Origin of the sequence: Coleofasciculus sp. FACHB-542, from assembly GCF_014695825.1 — a bacterium.
Classification (GTDB): Bacteria; Cyanobacteriota; Cyanobacteriia; order Cyanobacteriales; family FACHB-T130; genus FACHB-T130.
The window spans coordinates 99,746-116,805 of record NZ_JACJPB010000049.1 but is presented as its reverse complement, the minus strand read 5'-3'; the positions used below and the strand labels follow the sequence as shown (position 1 = coordinate 116,805).

The 17,060-nt window shown below is 45.6% G+C and carries 18 protein-coding genes; 14 read left to right on the top strand and 4 right to left on the bottom strand.

All coding sequences use genetic code 11. The features are described from left to right. Window positions 1-638: 638 nt before the first annotated feature. The 8 genes from H6F52_RS19685 to H6F52_RS19650 all read left to right on the top strand — a co-directional run bounded on the left by H6F52_RS19685 (window position 639) and on the right by H6F52_RS19650 (window position 8,109). Complete coding sequence (locus tag H6F52_RS19685) at window positions 639-947, top strand: carbon dioxide-concentrating mechanism protein CcmK (RefSeq protein ID WP_190412141.1); 309 nt, start codon at window positions 639-641, stop codon at window positions 945-947. Between the two features lie 132 nt (window positions 948-1,079). Then, on the top strand, window positions 1,080-1,421 hold the full coding sequence (locus H6F52_RS19680; RefSeq protein ID WP_190412142.1) for a BMC domain-containing protein: 342 nt from the start codon (window positions 1,080-1,082) through the stop codon (window positions 1,419-1,421). Window positions 1,422-1,522: 101 nt separating this feature from the next. Continuing rightward, a complete protein-coding gene (locus H6F52_RS19675; protein ID WP_190412143.1) occupies window positions 1,523-1,825 on the top strand; it encodes a EutN/CcmL family microcompartment protein in 303 nt (100 codons plus the stop codon). 31 nt (window positions 1,826-1,856) lie between these two features. After that, window positions 1,857-3,884 (top strand): ribulose bisphosphate carboxylase small subunit, encoded by a 2,028-nt coding sequence (locus H6F52_RS19670; protein ID WP_190412144.1) that lies wholly within the window; start codon window positions 1,857-1,859, stop codon window positions 3,882-3,884. 29 nt (window positions 3,885-3,913) lie between these two features. Next, the gene (locus H6F52_RS19665; protein ID WP_242028873.1) at window positions 3,914-4,696 is read left to right on the top strand and encodes a carbon dioxide concentrating mechanism protein; all 783 of its coding nucleotides are present in this window, start codon (window positions 3,914-3,916) and stop codon (window positions 4,694-4,696) included. Window positions 4,697-4,798: 102 nt separating this feature from the next. Continuing rightward, entirely contained in the window at window positions 4,799-5,563 is a 765-nt protein-coding gene (locus H6F52_RS19660) for a BMC domain-containing protein (protein ID WP_347275941.1), read from the top strand. A gap of 296 nt (window positions 5,564-5,859) precedes the next feature. Continuing rightward, the gene (locus H6F52_RS19655; RefSeq protein ID WP_190412145.1) at window positions 5,860-6,783 is read left to right on the top strand and encodes a LysR family transcriptional regulator; all 924 of its coding nucleotides are present in this window, start codon (window positions 5,860-5,862) and stop codon (window positions 6,781-6,783) included. A 147-nt stretch (window positions 6,784-6,930) separates the two neighbouring features. After that, entirely contained in the window at window positions 6,931-8,109 is a 1,179-nt protein-coding gene (locus H6F52_RS19650) for a leucine-rich repeat domain-containing protein (RefSeq protein ID WP_190536489.1), read from the top strand. A gap of 46 nt (window positions 8,110-8,155) precedes the next feature. Here H6F52_RS19650 and H6F52_RS19645 read toward each other — a convergent pair whose 3' ends face one another. Then, window positions 8,156-9,688, bottom strand: coding sequence for a mercuric reductase (locus H6F52_RS19645; RefSeq protein WP_190412147.1), 1,533 nt, complete (start codon window positions 9,686-9,688; stop codon window positions 8,156-8,158). Beyond that, a complete protein-coding gene (locus H6F52_RS19640) occupies window positions 9,688-10,431 on the bottom strand; it encodes a TVP38/TMEM64 family protein (protein WP_190536488.1) in 744 nt (247 codons plus the stop codon). Before H6F52_RS19640 ends, H6F52_RS19645 begins: the two co-directional genes overlap by 1 nt. Window positions 10,432-10,882: 451 nt before the next feature. On the opposite strand from H6F52_RS19640, the gene H6F52_RS19635 reads away from it, so the two are divergent. Both H6F52_RS19635 and H6F52_RS19630 read left to right on the top strand, forming a co-directional pair. After that, window positions 10,883-11,104, top strand: a complete 222-nt coding sequence (locus H6F52_RS19635; RefSeq protein ID WP_190430834.1) for a hypothetical protein — start codon at window positions 10,883-10,885, stop codon at window positions 11,102-11,104. A gap of 121 nt (window positions 11,105-11,225) precedes the next feature. Then, on the top strand, window positions 11,226-11,927 hold the full coding sequence (locus tag H6F52_RS19630; RefSeq protein ID WP_190536487.1) for a class I SAM-dependent methyltransferase: 702 nt from the start codon (window positions 11,226-11,228) through the stop codon (window positions 11,925-11,927). 50 nt (window positions 11,928-11,977) lie between these two features. Here H6F52_RS19630 and H6F52_RS19625 read toward each other — a convergent pair whose 3' ends face one another. Next, complete coding sequence (locus tag H6F52_RS19625) at window positions 11,978-12,478, bottom strand: ureidoglycolate lyase (RefSeq protein ID WP_190536486.1); 501 nt, start codon at window positions 12,476-12,478, stop codon at window positions 11,978-11,980. 200 nt (window positions 12,479-12,678) lie between these two features. Then, window positions 12,679-13,101: a DoxX family protein gene (locus H6F52_RS19620; RefSeq protein WP_190412286.1), complete on the bottom strand. Its 423-nt coding sequence runs from the start codon at window positions 13,099-13,101 to the stop codon at window positions 12,679-12,681. Between the two features lie 186 nt (window positions 13,102-13,287). Between H6F52_RS19620 and H6F52_RS19615 the strand changes: the two genes are divergently transcribed. The 4 genes from H6F52_RS19615 (at window position 13,288) to H6F52_RS19600 (ending at window position 16,987) form a co-directional block, all read left to right on the top strand. Continuing rightward, window positions 13,288-14,352, top strand: a complete 1,065-nt coding sequence (locus tag H6F52_RS19615) for a BMP family protein (protein WP_190536485.1) — start codon at window positions 13,288-13,290, stop codon at window positions 14,350-14,352. Window positions 14,353-14,441: 89 nt separating this feature from the next. After that, complete coding sequence (locus H6F52_RS19610) at window positions 14,442-15,977, top strand: ABC transporter ATP-binding protein (protein WP_190536484.1); 1,536 nt, start codon at window positions 14,442-14,444, stop codon at window positions 15,975-15,977. A 54-nt stretch (window positions 15,978-16,031) separates the two neighbouring features. Continuing rightward, window positions 16,032-16,301 (top strand): hypothetical protein, encoded by a 270-nt coding sequence (locus H6F52_RS19605; protein ID WP_190536483.1) that lies wholly within the window; start codon window positions 16,032-16,034, stop codon window positions 16,299-16,301. Window positions 16,302-16,387: 86 nt separating this feature from the next. Further along, window positions 16,388-16,987, top strand: a complete 600-nt coding sequence (locus tag H6F52_RS19600) for a DUF1877 family protein (RefSeq protein WP_190536482.1) — start codon at window positions 16,388-16,390, stop codon at window positions 16,985-16,987. Window positions 16,988-17,060: the final 73 nt, after the last annotated feature.

The window sequence follows — 17,060 nt, the reverse complement described above, 5'->3', positions numbered from 1 at the left end:
ACTTGCTCACCAAGAGGCACTCGGAAGTAGTTCCCAGGCAAACTATGGCGATCTTGTAAACGTCAGATTAATAGGTTTATTTTTTTTTCAGTATGACGTTTTTTTGCTATAAATTAACACTTGAGAACTCCAAAAATTATTTATACTCATCTTGAACTCTCCTCATAGCTATTAAAAACATCGGTATGTTTACCTACTATACCTGTGTTTATAAAGCAAATTTGAAAAATTTATACCTTGAAAAGCTTTAGCTTATTAGTGTCTAATTTTGACACGGACTAAGCCCTAGGAAAATCTTCATTTTTTTTTGAAAATCCCCCCCAGTGCGGTTTACAGGAGATAATCCTGTAGACTATTCAAAAGTAATAAAGAAATTATAAAACATAAGGAAGCATTCCAGAAACGGATAAGCTTTTATTGAACAGAAACGCCATTTTGACGACCGTTAAGTTTTCTTAAACTCTTTAATATAAAAATATCATAATAGTTTATATTGTCAAGTAAGCCTCGCTTCTCTATGCTTAATGATGCGAGGCTAAGCGATAGTTCTTGAGATGAAAGAATGGGTGTCCTCGTCCAAATTTTACAAGAAGTACAAATTAAGGCGAGTGTAGGTCCCACTAGGTAGGAGATAATAAATGCCAATTGCGGTTGGAATGATTGAGACCAAGGGCTTTCCAGCGATTGTAGAAGCTGCGGATGCGATGGTTAAAGCGGCTCGAGTTACACTGGTAGGCTATGAAAAAATTGGCAGTGCCCGGGTAACGGTAATTGTTCGGGGGGATGTGTCTGAGGTGCAGGCGTCAGTATCCGCCGGAGTGGATGCAGCCAAGCGCGTGAATGGCGGAGAAGTTCTGTCCACTCACATCATTGCGCGTCCTCATGAGAACCTGGAGTATGTGCTACCGATTCGATACACGGAAGTTGTCGAACAGTTCCGGACGTAAGGAGGGTGAAGACGCCAGCAGCGCTCCGGTGGCGGTGTTCCCTTATATATTTTTAGGTCGCGTCTCAACTCGAAACCCCGAAAAGTCCAAATTTTCAAGTCAAAACACTTAAATTAAGCGAAGGAAGAACTGATGGCAATTGCAGTTGGAATGATTGAAACACTAGGCTTTCCTGCCGTTGTGGAAGCTGCGGATGCGATGGTAAAAGCTGCCCGCGTCACGCTAGTGGGTTATGAAAAAATTGGCAGCGGTCGCGTCACCGTGATCGTTCGGGGAGATGTCTCGGAAGTACAGGCTTCTGTATCGGCGGGCGTTGATTCCGTGAAGCGAGTGAATGGCGGTCAAGTACTGTCCACTCACATTATTGCGCGTCCCCACGAGAACCTGGAGTACGTTCTGCCCATTCGTTACACGGAAGCTGTTGAACAATTCCGGGAAAGTGTTAGTGGCATTCGTCCTTTCAATAGGCCGTAAGATTAGGTCATGGGTAAGGGGTAATGGGTCATCGGTAATGGGAAAAGACCTTTTTCCCAATTACCAATTACCTTGTTTCCTTTTTTCCCCAATTACCGATCATGCAAATTGCCAAAGTTCGTGGCACGGTTGTTAGCACCCATAAAGAGCCTGGCCTTCGAGGCGTCAAGCTATTGCTGTTGCAATTCATTGATGAAGAGGGGCAGATCCTACCCCAATACGAGGTAGCTGGCGATCAGGTAGGCGCTGGTATAGATGAGTGGGTTCTGGTCAGCCGTGGGAGTGCTGCCCGGATTGTAGATGGCAGCGAAAAGCGTCCTCTCGATGCGATGGTGGTGGCGATTATTGACACGGTCAGTGTAGACAATCGCCTCCTGTACAGCAAGAAAGAACAATATCGTTAGTTACTTTGTTCAGTTAGTGAGGTTTAGAGATATGGCAGCCCGCAGCTTTGCGGCTCCCCCGACCCCTTGGTCAAAAAGTTTGGCGGAACCGAAGATTGACGCAAGCGCTTACGTGCATTCTTTTTCCAACATTATTGGAGATGTGCGGATTGGCCCTCAGGTGTTAATTGCACCGGGAACTTCGATCCGAGCCGATGAAGGAGCGCCATTCTACATCGGCGAAGGCACGAATATCCAAGATGGTGTCGTGGTTCACGGTTTGGAACAAGGTCGAGTCGTTGGGGATGACAATCAGGAATACTCGGTGTGGGTCGGGAAGAATGCTTCCTTAACCCATATGTCTTTGATTCACGGCCCCGCTTATGTCGGGGATAATTGCTTTATTGGCTTCCGCTCTACGGTATTTAACGCTAGGGTGGGCAAAGGCTGCATTGTGATGATGCACGCCTTGATTCAGGATGTAGAGATTCCTCCAGGAAAGTATGTCCCTTCGGGAGCGGTGATTACCAATCAGCAGCAAGCTGACCGCCTATCGGATGTGCAAGCACAAGATACCGACTTTAGCCGTCATGTCGTTGGGATTAATGAGGCACTAAGAGCTGGCTATCTGTGTGCTGGAGATACTGCGTGTATTACACCTATTCGGGATGAGATGAGTCAACCCAACCAAGGTGGGCGCGATCGCCGTGCAGCTACACCAGCTTCGACGAGTGCCTCTTTTAGCGGTGACTTGGCACAACAAGTGCAAAGCCTGCTGAATCAAGGCTACAAGATTAGTACCGAATATGCGAACGAACGCCGCTTCCGCACCAGTTCCTGGACGAGTGGGAAAGCAATCGAAGCTCGGTCAGCCTCGGAAGCGATCGCAGCTTTAGAAGCAATCGTAGCCGAACACCCAGGGGAATACGTGCGCTTAATTGGCATTGACTCCAAAGCCAAGCGACGGGTGCTAGAGCAAATTATCCAACGTCCCGACGGGCAGGCACCCACACAAGCCAAAGCAACTAAAACTGCTAACACTAAATCTAATAACGGTAGCACCCAATCACCCGCTAACACCGCTAGCTTCCAGGGTGGGGACTTGGCACAACAAGTGCAAAGCCTGCTGAATCAAGGCTACAAGATTAGTACCGAATATGCGAACGAACGCCGCTTCCGCACCAGTTCCTGGACAAGTGGTAAGGCAATCGAAGCTCGGTCAGCGTCAGAAGCGATCGCAGCGTTAGAAGCGATCGTAGCCGAACACCCAGGGGAATACGTGCGCTTGATTGGCATCGACTCCAAAGCCAAGCGACGGGTGCTAGAGCAAATTATCCAACGTCCCGGCGGGCAGGCACCCACACAAGCCAAAGCAACTAAAACTGCTAACACTAAATCTAACAACGGTAGCGCTCAATCACCGGCTAACACCGCTAGCGCACAGCTCGGCGGCGACTTGGCACAACAAGTGCAAAGCCTGCTGAATCAAGGCTACAAGATTAGTACCGAATATGCGAACGAACGCCGCTTCCGCACCAGTTCCTGGACGAGTGGGAAAGCAATCGAAGCTCGGTCGGCATCGGAAGCGATCGCAGCTTTAGAAGCAATCGTAGCCGAACACCCAGGGGAATACGTGCGCTTGATTGGCATCGACTCCAAAGCCAAGCGACGGGTGCTAGAGCAAATTATCCAACGTCCCGACGGCGCACCTACGGCGAAGGGTGCCAACACTGCCCCAGGCAATAGTTCAACAGCTAAGAGTTCAACAGCCAGCGCTCCGCAGATTGAAAACAGTTCTCTGTTAAATTCAGAAGCGATTGAGCAGGTGCGAAATATATTGGCTCAAGGCTACAAGATTGGCACGGAACACGCCGATGAGCGCCGCTTTCGCACCAGTTCTTGGCACACTTGCTCTCCGATTGAAACAAATCGGGAAGTAGAAGCGATCGCTGCTTTGGAAGCTTGCATGGCTAGCCACGCCGGAGAGTACGTGCGCTTCTTTGGAATTGACCCCAAAGCCAAGCGTCGCGTCAACAAACCGTTGCTGATTCAACAGCCAGCGAAGAGCGGTAGCCGCTAGAACAAGGATGAAGAATGTAAGGATGAAGAATGAAAAATTTCATTCTTCATCCTTTAGCAGGGATGAAGGGTAAAAAAGAAAAATTCAATTCTTGTTCCTTCAGCCAAAAGTTATTTCGCCACTCCTTACTTTCTAGCCCCATGCACTTGCCGCTACTGCCGCCACTTGGCAACTCTCAAGTTTATGTGAAAGGGGATGTAAGCATTGATGACGGTGCTGCGATCGCTCCGGGAGCGATCCTGCAAGCAGCTCCAGACAGTAAAATTATCATTGCTGCGGGTGTCTGCATCGGCATGGGAACTATTCTTCATGCCTACGAAGGCACCATAGAAGTGGAAACAGGGGCAGTATTGGGAGCTGGCGTCCTTGTCGTCGGCAAAAGCAAGATTGGTGCGAATGCCTGCATCGGTTCCACGACGACGGTTTTTAACAGTAACGTGGAGTCTTGGCAAGTCGTGCCACCGGGTTCTCTGTTCGGAGATAACACTCGTCAAATTGCCGATACTCCAACTGCTGACACTCTAACTGCCGACGCCCCAACTGCCGCTTCCAGCGAGGCTGTTTTAGATCCGCAAGTCAACCAAGAGGACGTCCCCGCAGCATCCACTGGCGAGGAAACTCAAAATGGGCAAGCGATCGCTTCTACTCTCTCCACATCCAGCAGCGAAGACACCCCGAACGAGCTAACGCCGTCATCTCCAACCGCTGGGACTCCAGTCTATGGACAAGCGAACCTCAATCGGCTGCTGACGACTTTGTTTCCTCACTATAAATCCGCCAACCACCCCCCCAAAGACACTCAAAGTTCATAGTTTTGACTTTTGGCAGTTATCAGCACTAGCAATTATCAACTAATCTGTGACTGTGGGCATACTAAAGTTAGGCGCAAGAATAGTTTCTCTGGGAGGTCATCGGTGGAGGTACAACAGCCAGGACTGGCTCGATTTGAGCGGCAAAGTCAATCCAAAAGCTTTAAAGACACTGCTTTGGGCATGGTTTCGACTCAGAGTTTCCCTGCGATCATCGGCTGTGCCGATATGATGCTGAAGTCCGCTGGGGTAACGCTCATCGGGTTTGAGAAAATTGGTAGTGGTTACTGTACTGCGATTGTCCGAGGTGGCATTGCCGATGTCCGTTTAGCCGTCGAAGCGGGTGCCCAGACTGCCGAACAGTTTGGTCAGTATATTTCCTCTTCGGTGATTCCTCGCCCCCTGCCAAATTTGGAAGTCATTTTTCCGCTTGGGAAACACTTATCCCAACTTACCGATAACAACGGTTACAGCCGTCTCAGCAATCAAGCAGTTGGTTTATTAGAAACGCGGGGCTTTCCGGCGATGGTTGGAGCTTGTGACGCCATGCTCAAAGCAGCAGAAGTGTATCTGTCTTCCTACGAAACGATTGGCGGTGGTTTATGTACCGCGATTATTCGGGGTTCCGTGGCAGATGTCGCCGTGGCTGTCGAAGCGGGGATGCAAGAAGCCGAGAGGATTGGGGAATTTAATTCTTTAATGGTGATTCCTCGACCGTTGGACGACCTGGAGCAATGCCTGCCGGCGGCGGCTTGTTGGATAGAGGAGAAACCGCAACCCCTGAAATTGCCAGTCGCTATCAAGGAACAGGAAAAACAGCTGGTGGAATTGCCAGATTTAGCTAAGCTACCAATTCAGGTTCAAGAATAATTTAAATCTTAGATTGTGAATGTAGCACTCAGTAGAGAGGCTGAAAATTTCAGCCATAGGGAAAGCGTTGCACATTTATGACTCTGATGTTTGGGGGAAATCAGCCTGCAAAACACAGGATGAAAATGAATGATAACTTCCCAAACCAAGCATCAAGTAAATGTACAACGCCTTTAGGAAGGAAGACTGTTACTTTGTTCAGTGATTCAATCATAACCTTGAATCTTCATGGATAAAAGGTATTATTTGCGATAGGTACAATAGAGTTTTATCTATAACTGGCAGGAGAAGGGCGTTTGAAGCAGGCAACGCTACACCAGTTGAAGGTTTTTGAGGTGGTTGCTCGCCACGGGAGCTTTACCCGTGCGGCAGAAGAACTATTTCTCACCCAGCCTACTGTCTCTATGCAGGTGAAGCAACTCACCAAGGCTGTTGGGACACCGCTGTTTGAGCAGGTGGGCAAGCGCCTTTATCTTACAGACGCCGGACGCGAACTGATGGTAACGTGCCGGGAAGTCTTCGAGCGATTAGCTCAATTTGAGATGACTCTGGCTGAAATGAAAGGGCTGAAACAGGGAAATTTGCGGCTGAGTGTGATTACAACCACGAAGTATTTTATCCCGCGTTTATTAGGGCCATTTTGCCAGCGTTATCCGGGAATTGATATCGCCCTCCAGGTGACGAATCACGAGCGGATTCTGAGCCGTATGAGCGAGAATCTAGACGATTTGTATATTCTGAGCCAAATACCAGATCATCTGGATATCCGCTGCCACCCGTTTCTAGAAAACCCGTTGGTGGTGTTGGCACCTATCAATCATCCACTGGCTCAGCAAAAAAATATCCCTCTCTCTAGTCTGACGGGTGAGCCGTTTATTATGCGCGAGGCGGGATCGGGGACGCGCTCATCAGTGCAAAATTTATTCGAGCGGCATGAGGTTGCAGTGAAAGTCAGGTTGGAGTTAGGGAGTAATGAAGCGATCAAGCAAGCGATCGCAGGTGGCTTAGGCATCTCTGTCTTATCTCGCCACACCCTAGGGCTGGATGGTGTCAGCAGCGAACTCACTATCCTCGATGTGGAGGGCTTTCCCATCAGCCGTCATTGGTATATCGCTTATCCGGCTGGCAAACAACTCTCCGTTGTTGCTCGCACGTTTTTTGATTATCTCTTGGAAGAAGCGAAGCGAATTGCGGGTGAGACGCCAGCAAGTAGCAATTAGATTTTTCTGAAGCGTTTGCCGTAAAGACTTAGCTGGAATTGAGCCGGGGATAGGTGTATAGAGACACGAAATGCTGAAGTATTCGCCCAGCTTCAGTTATAGGCGACCCAATTGAGCCTATCCAACGCCGCTTAGGTAAAGGATGAAATGATGTCGCAGATGGAAGAAGTTCGACAGCTAATTCTAAATTCTTTAGATGAAACAGAACTCTCTCTGGGAGGCAAACAGCTCGCATCTCTACCAGCAGAAATTGGGCAATTGCATTCTTTGACAAAACTCAATCTGAGCTTAAACCAGCTTGCATCCTTGCCAGCAGAGATTGGGCGACTACATTCTTTGACAAAACTCAATCTGAGCTTAAACCAGCTTGCATCCTTGCCAGCAGAGATTGGGCAACTACATTCTTTGACAAAACTCAATCTGAGCTTAAACCAGCTTGCATCCTTGCCAGCAGAAATTGGGCAACTGCATTCCTTGAAATATCTCAATCTGAGCTTAAACCAGCTTGCATCCCTACCAGCAAAAATTGGGCAACTGCATTCTTTGACATATCTCGATTTGAAGTACAACCAACTGGCATCCTTGCCAGCAGAAATTGGGCAATTGCATTCCTTGACATATCTCTATCTGGAAGGCAACCAGCTTGCATCCCTACCAGCAAAAATTGGGCAACTGCATTCCTTGAGAGAGCTAGATTTGGGTGACAACCAGTTCGCATCCCTGCCACCAGAGATCGGGCAACTGCATTCCTTGACATATCTCAATCTGAGCTTCAACCAACTGGCATCCCTGCCAGCAGAAATTGGGCAACTACATTCTTTGACAAAACTCTATCTGAGTTCCAACCAGTTCGCATCCCTGCCAGCAGAAATTGGGCAACTACATTCCTTGACATATCTCAATCTGAGTGACGATTCCATTCAAGATTTATCGCTGTTAGCCAACCATCCCAATCCAGAACTGAGGGTTGATTGTTTTGGTGTTGAGCTTCCTCGCCGCTATTGGACGCACCTGAACCAGTGGCAAGCCGAATGGCTGCTGACAGAACCCAATGCGGAAGTCCGGCGAGTGTTGATTCAGCAGATTGGTTGCGATCGCATTTGTCAGGAGTTGGCAACCCAAACAATCGATACCTGGCGCGAATATACCTTGCTCAAAATTGATGCATACGTTGATGTCGAACCCATCCATCTGCTGAAAATGACCTGTCCCAGCACGAACCACCTTCACGTTCTGCGCGTTCCACCCACCCTCACCTCTGCTAGAGAGGCGATTCGCTGGGTAAATTGGGACGTTGACCCCGAAGCATTTGCCGTCGAAACCTAAATCGACTCCTATATTGGAAATTTGCACTTGAACGTGAAATTAACAGCTATCTCGTCCAAGCCAACCAATTAGAGAATAACTTCTTCACAAACGGCGTTAAACGAGTGCGGTTATAAGCATCTGCTGCTTTGCGAATCGCTTCGGCTTGCGTGGGATAGGGGTGAATAACCGTGGCAAGAGTTTTCAAGCCAACATTTCCTACCATCGCCAAAGTGACTTCGCTAATCATGTCACCTGCGTGTCTCGCCACAATCGTTGCACCTAAAATTTTATCGGTGCCTTTCTTGACGTGAATTTTGGCAAATCCTTCTTCTTCGCCGTCAGCAACTGCTCGATCCACTTCACTCAATGGAATGAAGTAAGTATCCACCTCAATTCCTTTTTGCAACGCCTCTTTCTCGTACATCCCCACATGGGCAATTTCTGGAGCAGTATAGGTACACCAAGGCATTGTCAGCGTACTCAGTTTTTTGCGCCCAAAAAATAAACTATTCTGAATAACAATCCGGGCAGCGGCATCAGCAGCATGGGTGAATCTCCATTCCATACAGATATCACCAGCCGCATAAATGCGAGGGTTTGTTGTCTGAAGCTTGTCATTGACAATTACCCCTTTTTTGGTGTCATATTGTACGCCTACCGTCTCAAGATTTAAGCCTTCAACATTAGGCGCTCTCCCAACTCCGGCTAGGATTTCATCAACTGTTACTGAAGCTTCTTTTCCATTCGCTTCGTAATAAATAACTTTTCCAGCGCTGCTTGTTTCAACTCGCTTAATTTTGGACTGCAATATTAACTTAATCCCCTCCTGAATAAACGCCTGTTGCACAATTTCGGCTGCATCAGTATCCTCTTTGTCAAGAATATGGGCATTTTTATGTAACAGCACCACTTCTGAACCAAGCCGCTGGAACGCCTGAGCCAGTTCGCAGCCGATAGGACCACCGCCAATTACTGCTAGTCGTTTTGGTCGTTCTGTGAGGGAAAATACGGTTTCGTAAGTGAGATAACCTGCCTCTTGTAACCCTTCAATCGGGAGATTAGCTGCACGCGCACCTGTAGCAATAACTGCTTTTTTAAAACGTAATTTCTTTCCCGCCACATCGATAGTGTCAGAACTAGAAAACCGAGCATCTCCCAAAAATACATCGATACCCAACTTTTGAAATCTTTCAGCAGAATCGTGATGACTAATCCCGGCACGAATTCGCCGTAGCCGCTCCATTACGGCAGAAAAATCAACTTCTGTACCTTCAGGAATGCGAACACCAAATCGCTCTGCATCCCGAATATCTGCAACAACACGAGAAGAGCGAATCATGCATTTCGAGGGAACGCAACCCACATTGAGGCAATCTCCACCCATCAAATGCTTTTCAATTAATGCGACTTTAGCTCCTAACCCGGCTGCACCTGCCGCTGTCACCAGTCCCGCAGTACCCGCTCCAATTACAACCAAATTGTAACGAGGTGCAGGTTCGGGATTCACCCAATTGGGCGGATGTACGTGAGCCACCAAAGTTTGGTTATAAACATCCATTGGCGACACAGTCACCCGATCAACTCCTAGCTGTGGCATTATAATTCCTCCTGATTAACGCTTTTTTCTAATGCTTTTCGAGCGATGCGCGTAACATAAATTGTCACAGCAACAGTGGCAATAAATCCAACTATACGAACTACCCATTGGGCTATTTCAGTTTCGGAATTTTTGGGCTGTACTGCTCCAATGGTGGCAATACTACCCGCTAAAGAACCGATGTAAACATACATAATCGTTCCTGGAATCATGCCGATAGAGGCTAAAAAATAATCTTTCAGGGAAACTTGGGTGATTCCAAAAGAGTAGTTTAAAAGGTTGAAGGGAAAGATAGGTGAAAGCCGAGTTAAAAGAACAATTTTGAATCCTTCCTCGGCAACAGCTTGGTCGATGACTTCAAATTTGGGATTGTTTTCTATTTGCTTGGAAACCCACCCACGAGCCAAATAACGCCCCACGAGGAATGCAGCAGCGGCTCCTAAAGTAGCTCCGATGAAGACGTAAGTTGACCCTAAAATCACGCCAAAAACCACACCTGCTCCCAAGGTGAGGATGGAGCCAGGGATGAAGAGTACGGTGGCTAGGATGTAGATTAAAATAAAAGTCACGGGTGCCCAAAATCCCAGACTATCAATCCACGCCAAAGCGCTCTTCAACAGTTCCTGGACATTAAAATATCTAGCGGCAAAGATGAGAGCAGCGATAAGAGCAGCAACTAGAAAAGAAGCAAAAATCCGTTTTATCTTTGAACTGGAGGGGCTTTGTATTGGTTCATTCTCCATAACCTACCTCATTAACACAGATATGGAAGCTAACACTTAAAGATTAAGCTAATTTTTACAATCAAATTTGGCTGACAAATGATTTTTAGCTGAGAATTGATAATGATTTTATTAAAAAAAGTTAGATTTTTCTAAAAAGAAGCTTAAAATGTCTCGTAAAAACTATTCCTTTAGAAAGATGTGAAAAAGAAAAAGTAGAACTAGACAAAAGCTAGAATGGATGAAAGCTGAGATGTGTGGGGGAGTAAGGAGGCTACAAAATACTAGCTTCACCCAGATGCGATCGCTTGTGTTGGCGATTTAGTTATACCATTTCCATTTTGATGTACTACATGAAGCTCCTCCTAACCACCCAAGAGAATAAACGGAGAACAGATGTGTAGTATCAGCACCTTGAATTGGAATTGAGTGTACGTAAAAAATCTAAGATGTTAACCGGAGACCTAAGGACATGGATGAGGAAATCATTAAACAACTGAATATGGAAGTTGAAGCGATGAGCTTCAACGAGTTAAACGAACTTGGCAATAGAGCAGTTAGTTTAGGGCTGATTTTGGGTCACGGCTATCGAAGTAACCAGTACGAAATCCTTCGCAAAAATGAGGTAGTCATGCTAACACCCAAAGAAGCAGCCGCTTATCTAAAAAAATTGATTGGAGAAGTTGGGGGCTAAATGATAATAGGGAATGGGAGTAAAATTGGGGATAGGAAAAGTGCATCTACCATTTACTTCCTAGTAACAGCTATCAATGACCCGAAATTAGCAATTATCAGTTTTTTATAAATTTGCAGACATGACAAATCAGCATGTATTTATTTTCGAGGGAGAACGCGCCGGAAATTATGATAAAGAAATTCTTTTCTGGGTGCCTGGATATGAGCTGATACACGATTTGTTGCAGGCGGTGCTTCAAGTGCGCCTCCCGGAAGAGTCCTCACTGTTAATTTCTGGTTCGGGTTCGGGTAAAGAACTTGAGATTCTGGGTAAGGCAAATTCTTCATGGCGGCTGCTGGGAGTAGATCCGTCTCCGGAGATGATGAATATTGCTAGCGATCGCATCCAGAAAGCCGGACTCCAGGACCGCGTCAGCCTGCATCAAGGCATTGTGTCTGACTTACCTGAAGATATTTTGTATGACGCCGCCACGTTGATTCTAGTCATGCATTTTTTTCCCGATGACGGAACCAAGCTGGCAATGCTTCGCAGTATCGCTCAACGGCTCAAGCCAGGTGCTACTTTTCTGCTAGTCGATTCCTACGGGGAGTCGAATTCGGGTCAAGTTGAACGAAAGCTTGAAATCCTGAAGAATTACGTTCTCAAAAAAGGTATTCCTCCAGAACAGGTACAGCAGAGACTCGAAAATATTCCCAAAAATATCCACTTAGTGCCGGAAGAGCGGATCGTTGCGCTGCTTGAAGAGGCTGGTTTTGGGATGGTGGAACGCTTTTATAGTGCCTTACTCGTCGGTGGTTGGATTGCGAAACGTGGGGAATAAATAGCGCGTTGTATTAGTTCATTAGATGAAGGATAAAAGGCACAAATTCCCTAATTAGTGACAATCTCAAACTCTAGCTGATGACTTTCCTGAAAGTTATGGGTGAAATGATCGACTAAATTTGTATCGCTGAGTTCAAGATTGTAAAAATCTACAAATTCCTCATCAAAATATGGTCCAGCGTGCCAAGTTCCAACTTCTAACTTGATAAAGCAATTGCCTGGAATGTGGAAAGCTTTAATATCTTCTAATGTCGGTTGGTCAGTATTATGATTTGGAGGCGCAACCGCAATTAGCCAGTCTTTCCCTTCCAGCGAACCTAGACATTGAGTGCATTGGATATGGCGCGTGATTTTGTGAAACTTGCGACCTTTGTGGTGCAGCCGCATAATGTAAAATCGGGGAATTCCATTTTGCAGGTTTAACTGCGCTTCTTCGGAATCATAAAGTTTGCCGTCAACACTTGCAGAGATTACTTGACCATAACGCCGAAAATTTTCTGGTGTTATCAATTCGGCGTGTAATTGTTGCACTGTTTTTGATGTATTCATATCAAACTTGTTTGTATTTTCATCATTTTAATGGTCATTTTCATCCGAAAAAACCTAGGAAAGCAAATTACCCACAAACTGGAAGTTTGGGGCTATACAAACCAATTCCGCCTACGCAGACTTAATTTAGCCTGCGGAGGCAGGCTTTGTTTGTGTAGCTTTGTTTGTGTAGCCGCGATTTCAATTGCCAGGTATTTTGCTTACTCAGTTTTGGGTTTGTATGGAATAATTGAAGCTTGCTTCTCCCCATCACTTGGTCTTGTATACCACCAAGCCCAAGCAATTAAGACTGCTTGGAAGGGAAGTCTTATTGCTTGGAACCAAGGTGAGTTTGGAATAGGATTGAGGTCGATACTATTCACTGCCATATTGATATTGGCAGGGAAAACAAAGATAAAAAGAGTAAGCAGTCCCCAAGCAGCCGCATGACTTACGGGAGGGACTAATAATCCAATCCCACCCAGGATTTCAAAAAAGCCGCTGATATATACCAGTTCCAGAGGGTAAGGAAGTTGCGACGGCACGAGTTTAACAAATGGTGCTGGGATGGCAAAGTGCGCTATGCCGACGCCGATGATACACACACACAGAATCACTCGCAACAGTTCTTTGTTCTTTTTGATGTATTCCATCTCACCCTATACAGACTAACGATTAGAATTTGCTGACAAATTTTGTCGCTTCTTCAGTTTATTCAGTTTGATGTTACTTTGTTTTCAGCCAACAGTTGGAAAAATAGACTGGCGTTAGCATAGCGATCGCATCCCGGAATCGCGCAAAATTAAGACTATCTATCTGAGGGCGATCGCATGATGGAATATAGTCGGCGCAAATTTCTCCTGTATGGTTCAGCTACCTTGGGTACCAGTCTATTACTGAAGGCTTGCAATAGCAGTCCTACCCCGACAGAAACAGCAGCTAGTGGGGATACTTCTGCTAAAACGGGTAAGGATTTCAAAGTTGCTATCGTTTTGCCAGGGATTATCACAGATAAAGCTTGGAACCAGGCTGGCTATGAAGGCGTGACAACTGCTAAAGAAAAGCTGGGAGTTGAAATTGCTCACGTTGAGAAGGTGGAACAAGCGGATCAGGCAGAAGCTTTGTCAGACTTTGCGCGTCGTGGCTACAACTTAGTGTATGCCCACGGGGGACAATTTGATGCAGCAATTGAGCAGGTAGCAGCGCAATTTCCGAAGACGTTCTTTGTCGGTGTCAATGGTACGGTGAAAGGCGATAACATGGCGTCTTTGCGAATCGATCATTTGCAAACCAGTTATCTGTGCGGCATCATAGGTGCCTTGATGACAAAATCAAATAAAATGGCTTATCTAGCGGCTCAATCTTTTCAAGCAACTGATGAAGAATTGCGGGGATTAGAGTTAGGCGCGAAGTCTGTTAAACCAGATATTAAAATCGCTGCCAGTTACACAGGCGATTGGAATGATGCGGCTAAGGCGAAGGAAGCGACGCAAGCGTTGATTTCTTCAGGCGTTGATGTGATTTATCAGTGGCTGGATAATGCTTCTCCTGCGGTGCTGCAAACCGCCGCTGAGAAGGGAGTTTTTGCTTTCGGCAATACCACAGATCAGCTGGATGTTGCACCAAAGGCGGTATTAACCAGTGCGGTGAAGCGAATTGACTTAGCGATCGCATACTTAGCCGATCTTGCTGTGAAAGGCAATCTGAAAGGTGAGATTTATACAATTGGTTTGGAAAATCCTGAGATTCTCTATCTTGGTAAATTTGGGGCAATGGTGCCAAAAAATGTAGAGGAAAAAGCACTTAATACAAAGGATGCAATATTAGCTAAGAAAGTTACATTTGAGGCGTGTAAGGAGGGGGGAAAGGAGACTCGGTGTGTGAAGCAAGCTTAATTCAGTTGATATCTCTTCGCTTATCACCCGTCGGGGAATCAATTCCCCGGCGGTATATTGGCTAAGCCAATTACCAAAAAATATTAAAAATGACCTATTTACGTCTTGAAGGCATTACCAAACGCTTTGGCACCTTTACCGCTAATAACAACATAAACCTGGGCGTTAGTTGCGGCTCTATTCATGCTCTGCTAGGCGAAAATGGAGCCGGTAAAACTACTTTAATGAATATCCTTTGCGGACTTTATCAGCCAGATTCCGGTCAAATCTACTTGCAAGATAATCCAGTGCGAATTGCTTCAGCAAGTGACGCGATCGCGCATGGAATTGGTATGATTCACCAGCACTTTATGTTGGTGCCACAACTGTCAGTAACCGAAAATATTATTCTTGGAACCAGCTTCGATTTGCGGCTAGATATAAAAGAGAAATCGCAGGCGATCGCGCAACTTGCTCAGTCTTATGGTTTAGAATTAAATCCATTCGCAAAAGTTGGAGATTTACCTGTAGGAGTTCAGCAACGGGTAGAGATTCTCAAGGCACTTTACCGCAACGCCAAGTTGCTGATACTGGACGAACCGACAGCGGTGCTGACACCGCCAGAAGTAAAAATATTAGCTGGTATTTTGCGTCAACTTGCTAAAGATGGACACACGATTATTTTTATCAGTCACAAGCTAGAAGAGGTGATGAATCTCTGCGATACTGTCACCGTGTTGCGGCGGGGTGCGGTAGTGACGACAACTAAAACCGCAGATACGAATACTCAAGAATTAGCACGATTGATGGTAGGGAGAGAAGTCTTATTTCATCTAAATAAATCTGCTCATTCTTCTGGTGAAGTACTGCTAGAAGTACAAAAGTTGCAGGTTCAGGATGAGCGGAATTTGCCAGTTGTGAAAGATATATCCTTTCAACTCCACGCAGGCGAAATACTGGGAGTTGCGGGGGTTGATGGCAATGGACAGCGAGAGTTAGCAGATGCGATCGCGGGTTTGCGTGCTATTACTTCGGGTAGAATAATGAACCGCATTAGGGAAGCCATGCGCGTTAGCGCTTTAGACGCCAAGAACACAAGGGAAAGAGGAGAAGAAAGAATTACAGCTTATATTCCAGAGGATAGGCAGAAAATGGGTTTGATAATGGGATTTAGTATTGCCAGAAATCTCATTCTCAAAGTTTTTAACTTTCTGCCATTTTGCCGCCGTTGGTTCCTCCAGTATGAGGTAATTAATCATCATGCGGCTGAGGCAATGGAAAATTTTGATATTCGCGCTGAAAATCCATCGATTAAAGTTAGCCAATTGTCCGGCGGCAATCAACAAAAAGTGGTGTTAGCACGAGAACTTTCTGGCAACCCAGCTTTAATTGTGGCAATGCAACCGACACGCGGTTTAGATGTCGGTGCGACTGAATACGTGCAGCAACGGTTATTAGCTGAACGAGAACGAGGTGCGGCAATTTTGTATATTTCTACCGAATTAGAAGAGATTATGGCAATGAGCGATCGCATTGCCGTCATGTATGAAGGACAATTCGTGGATATCTTAGATGCTGCCACAGCCACGGTGGAACAAGTTGGTTATTTAATGACTGGTGGTATCTCGGTGGGTGTTGAAGGGTAGCGATCGCGATCGCTGTTATGTACGATTGAGAAAAAACTATTTAGAGGTTAATTTATGGCAACTCTGCACCTGCAAAATGTACCCGATGATTTGTATGAAAAGCTGCAACAACCCGCTGCATCTCATAATCGCTCAATTGATGCACAAGTTATTACTCTGTTAATAAGCGCCTTGCCAACCGAGACAAAGCCATCCCAAAACAATACACCCAACCAGTCTGTAAAAGAAATTCTCGCAGAGAGTCGTCGCCGCCGCCGCGTGAATCCTGCTGACTTTGGCTTAGCCGATAGTACCACTTTAAATCGAGAAGACCGCGACAGATGACTACTTCTCTCCGATGCGTTTTAGATACCAGTGTTGGCATCAAGCGATGTAATAATGTCAATTCATTAATATCTTAGTTGAAATTTATGTCAACAGAGATAGTTCTTTCTCAAGTATCTTCTAAAGTGTTAGAGAAGCTAAAAGAAAATCCTTATGCTTATGATGTGTTTATTGAGGCAATAACCATATCCGATCCTAATAATTGGCAAGAATTTAAGTCGGTTTTTTACCACCAGGAATTTGACAAACTTAAAACCGATGTTCCTCGTCTTTTGGCTGAGGGTAAAAATAGGCGTTTATATCTTGGAGAGAATTGGCAAACAATCCAATTTTATCTTACAGCTACTTGTGGAGAAGAAGATTTAATTTTTCCAAATAGTTATAGCAAGGATGAAAATGACTTACTTCGAGTGAATGCTGTCACGAGTGAGAATTACCTAAAATATGAAAGGTATATAAGATACTTTACTGCTGATGAAGTCAAGGAGGTAGCCGAAGAATTATCGAGAGTTGCACAAGAGGATGATAGGGAAAGACTAAGAAAAATATGTCAAAAAGCTAGAGTTAATTTTGGGGAAAGAGAATATGAGAATTGGCTTGAATATACTGAGCTGTTTAACGAATTGATAGATTACTACAAAAATGCTGATGGAAAAGGGAATGCAATTTTAATCTCTATTGGTTAATGTTATTAATAGGTAGTAATTTAAAATTAAGCAATAACCCGCAATGACGAAAATTAATAGGATTCAACCCGTT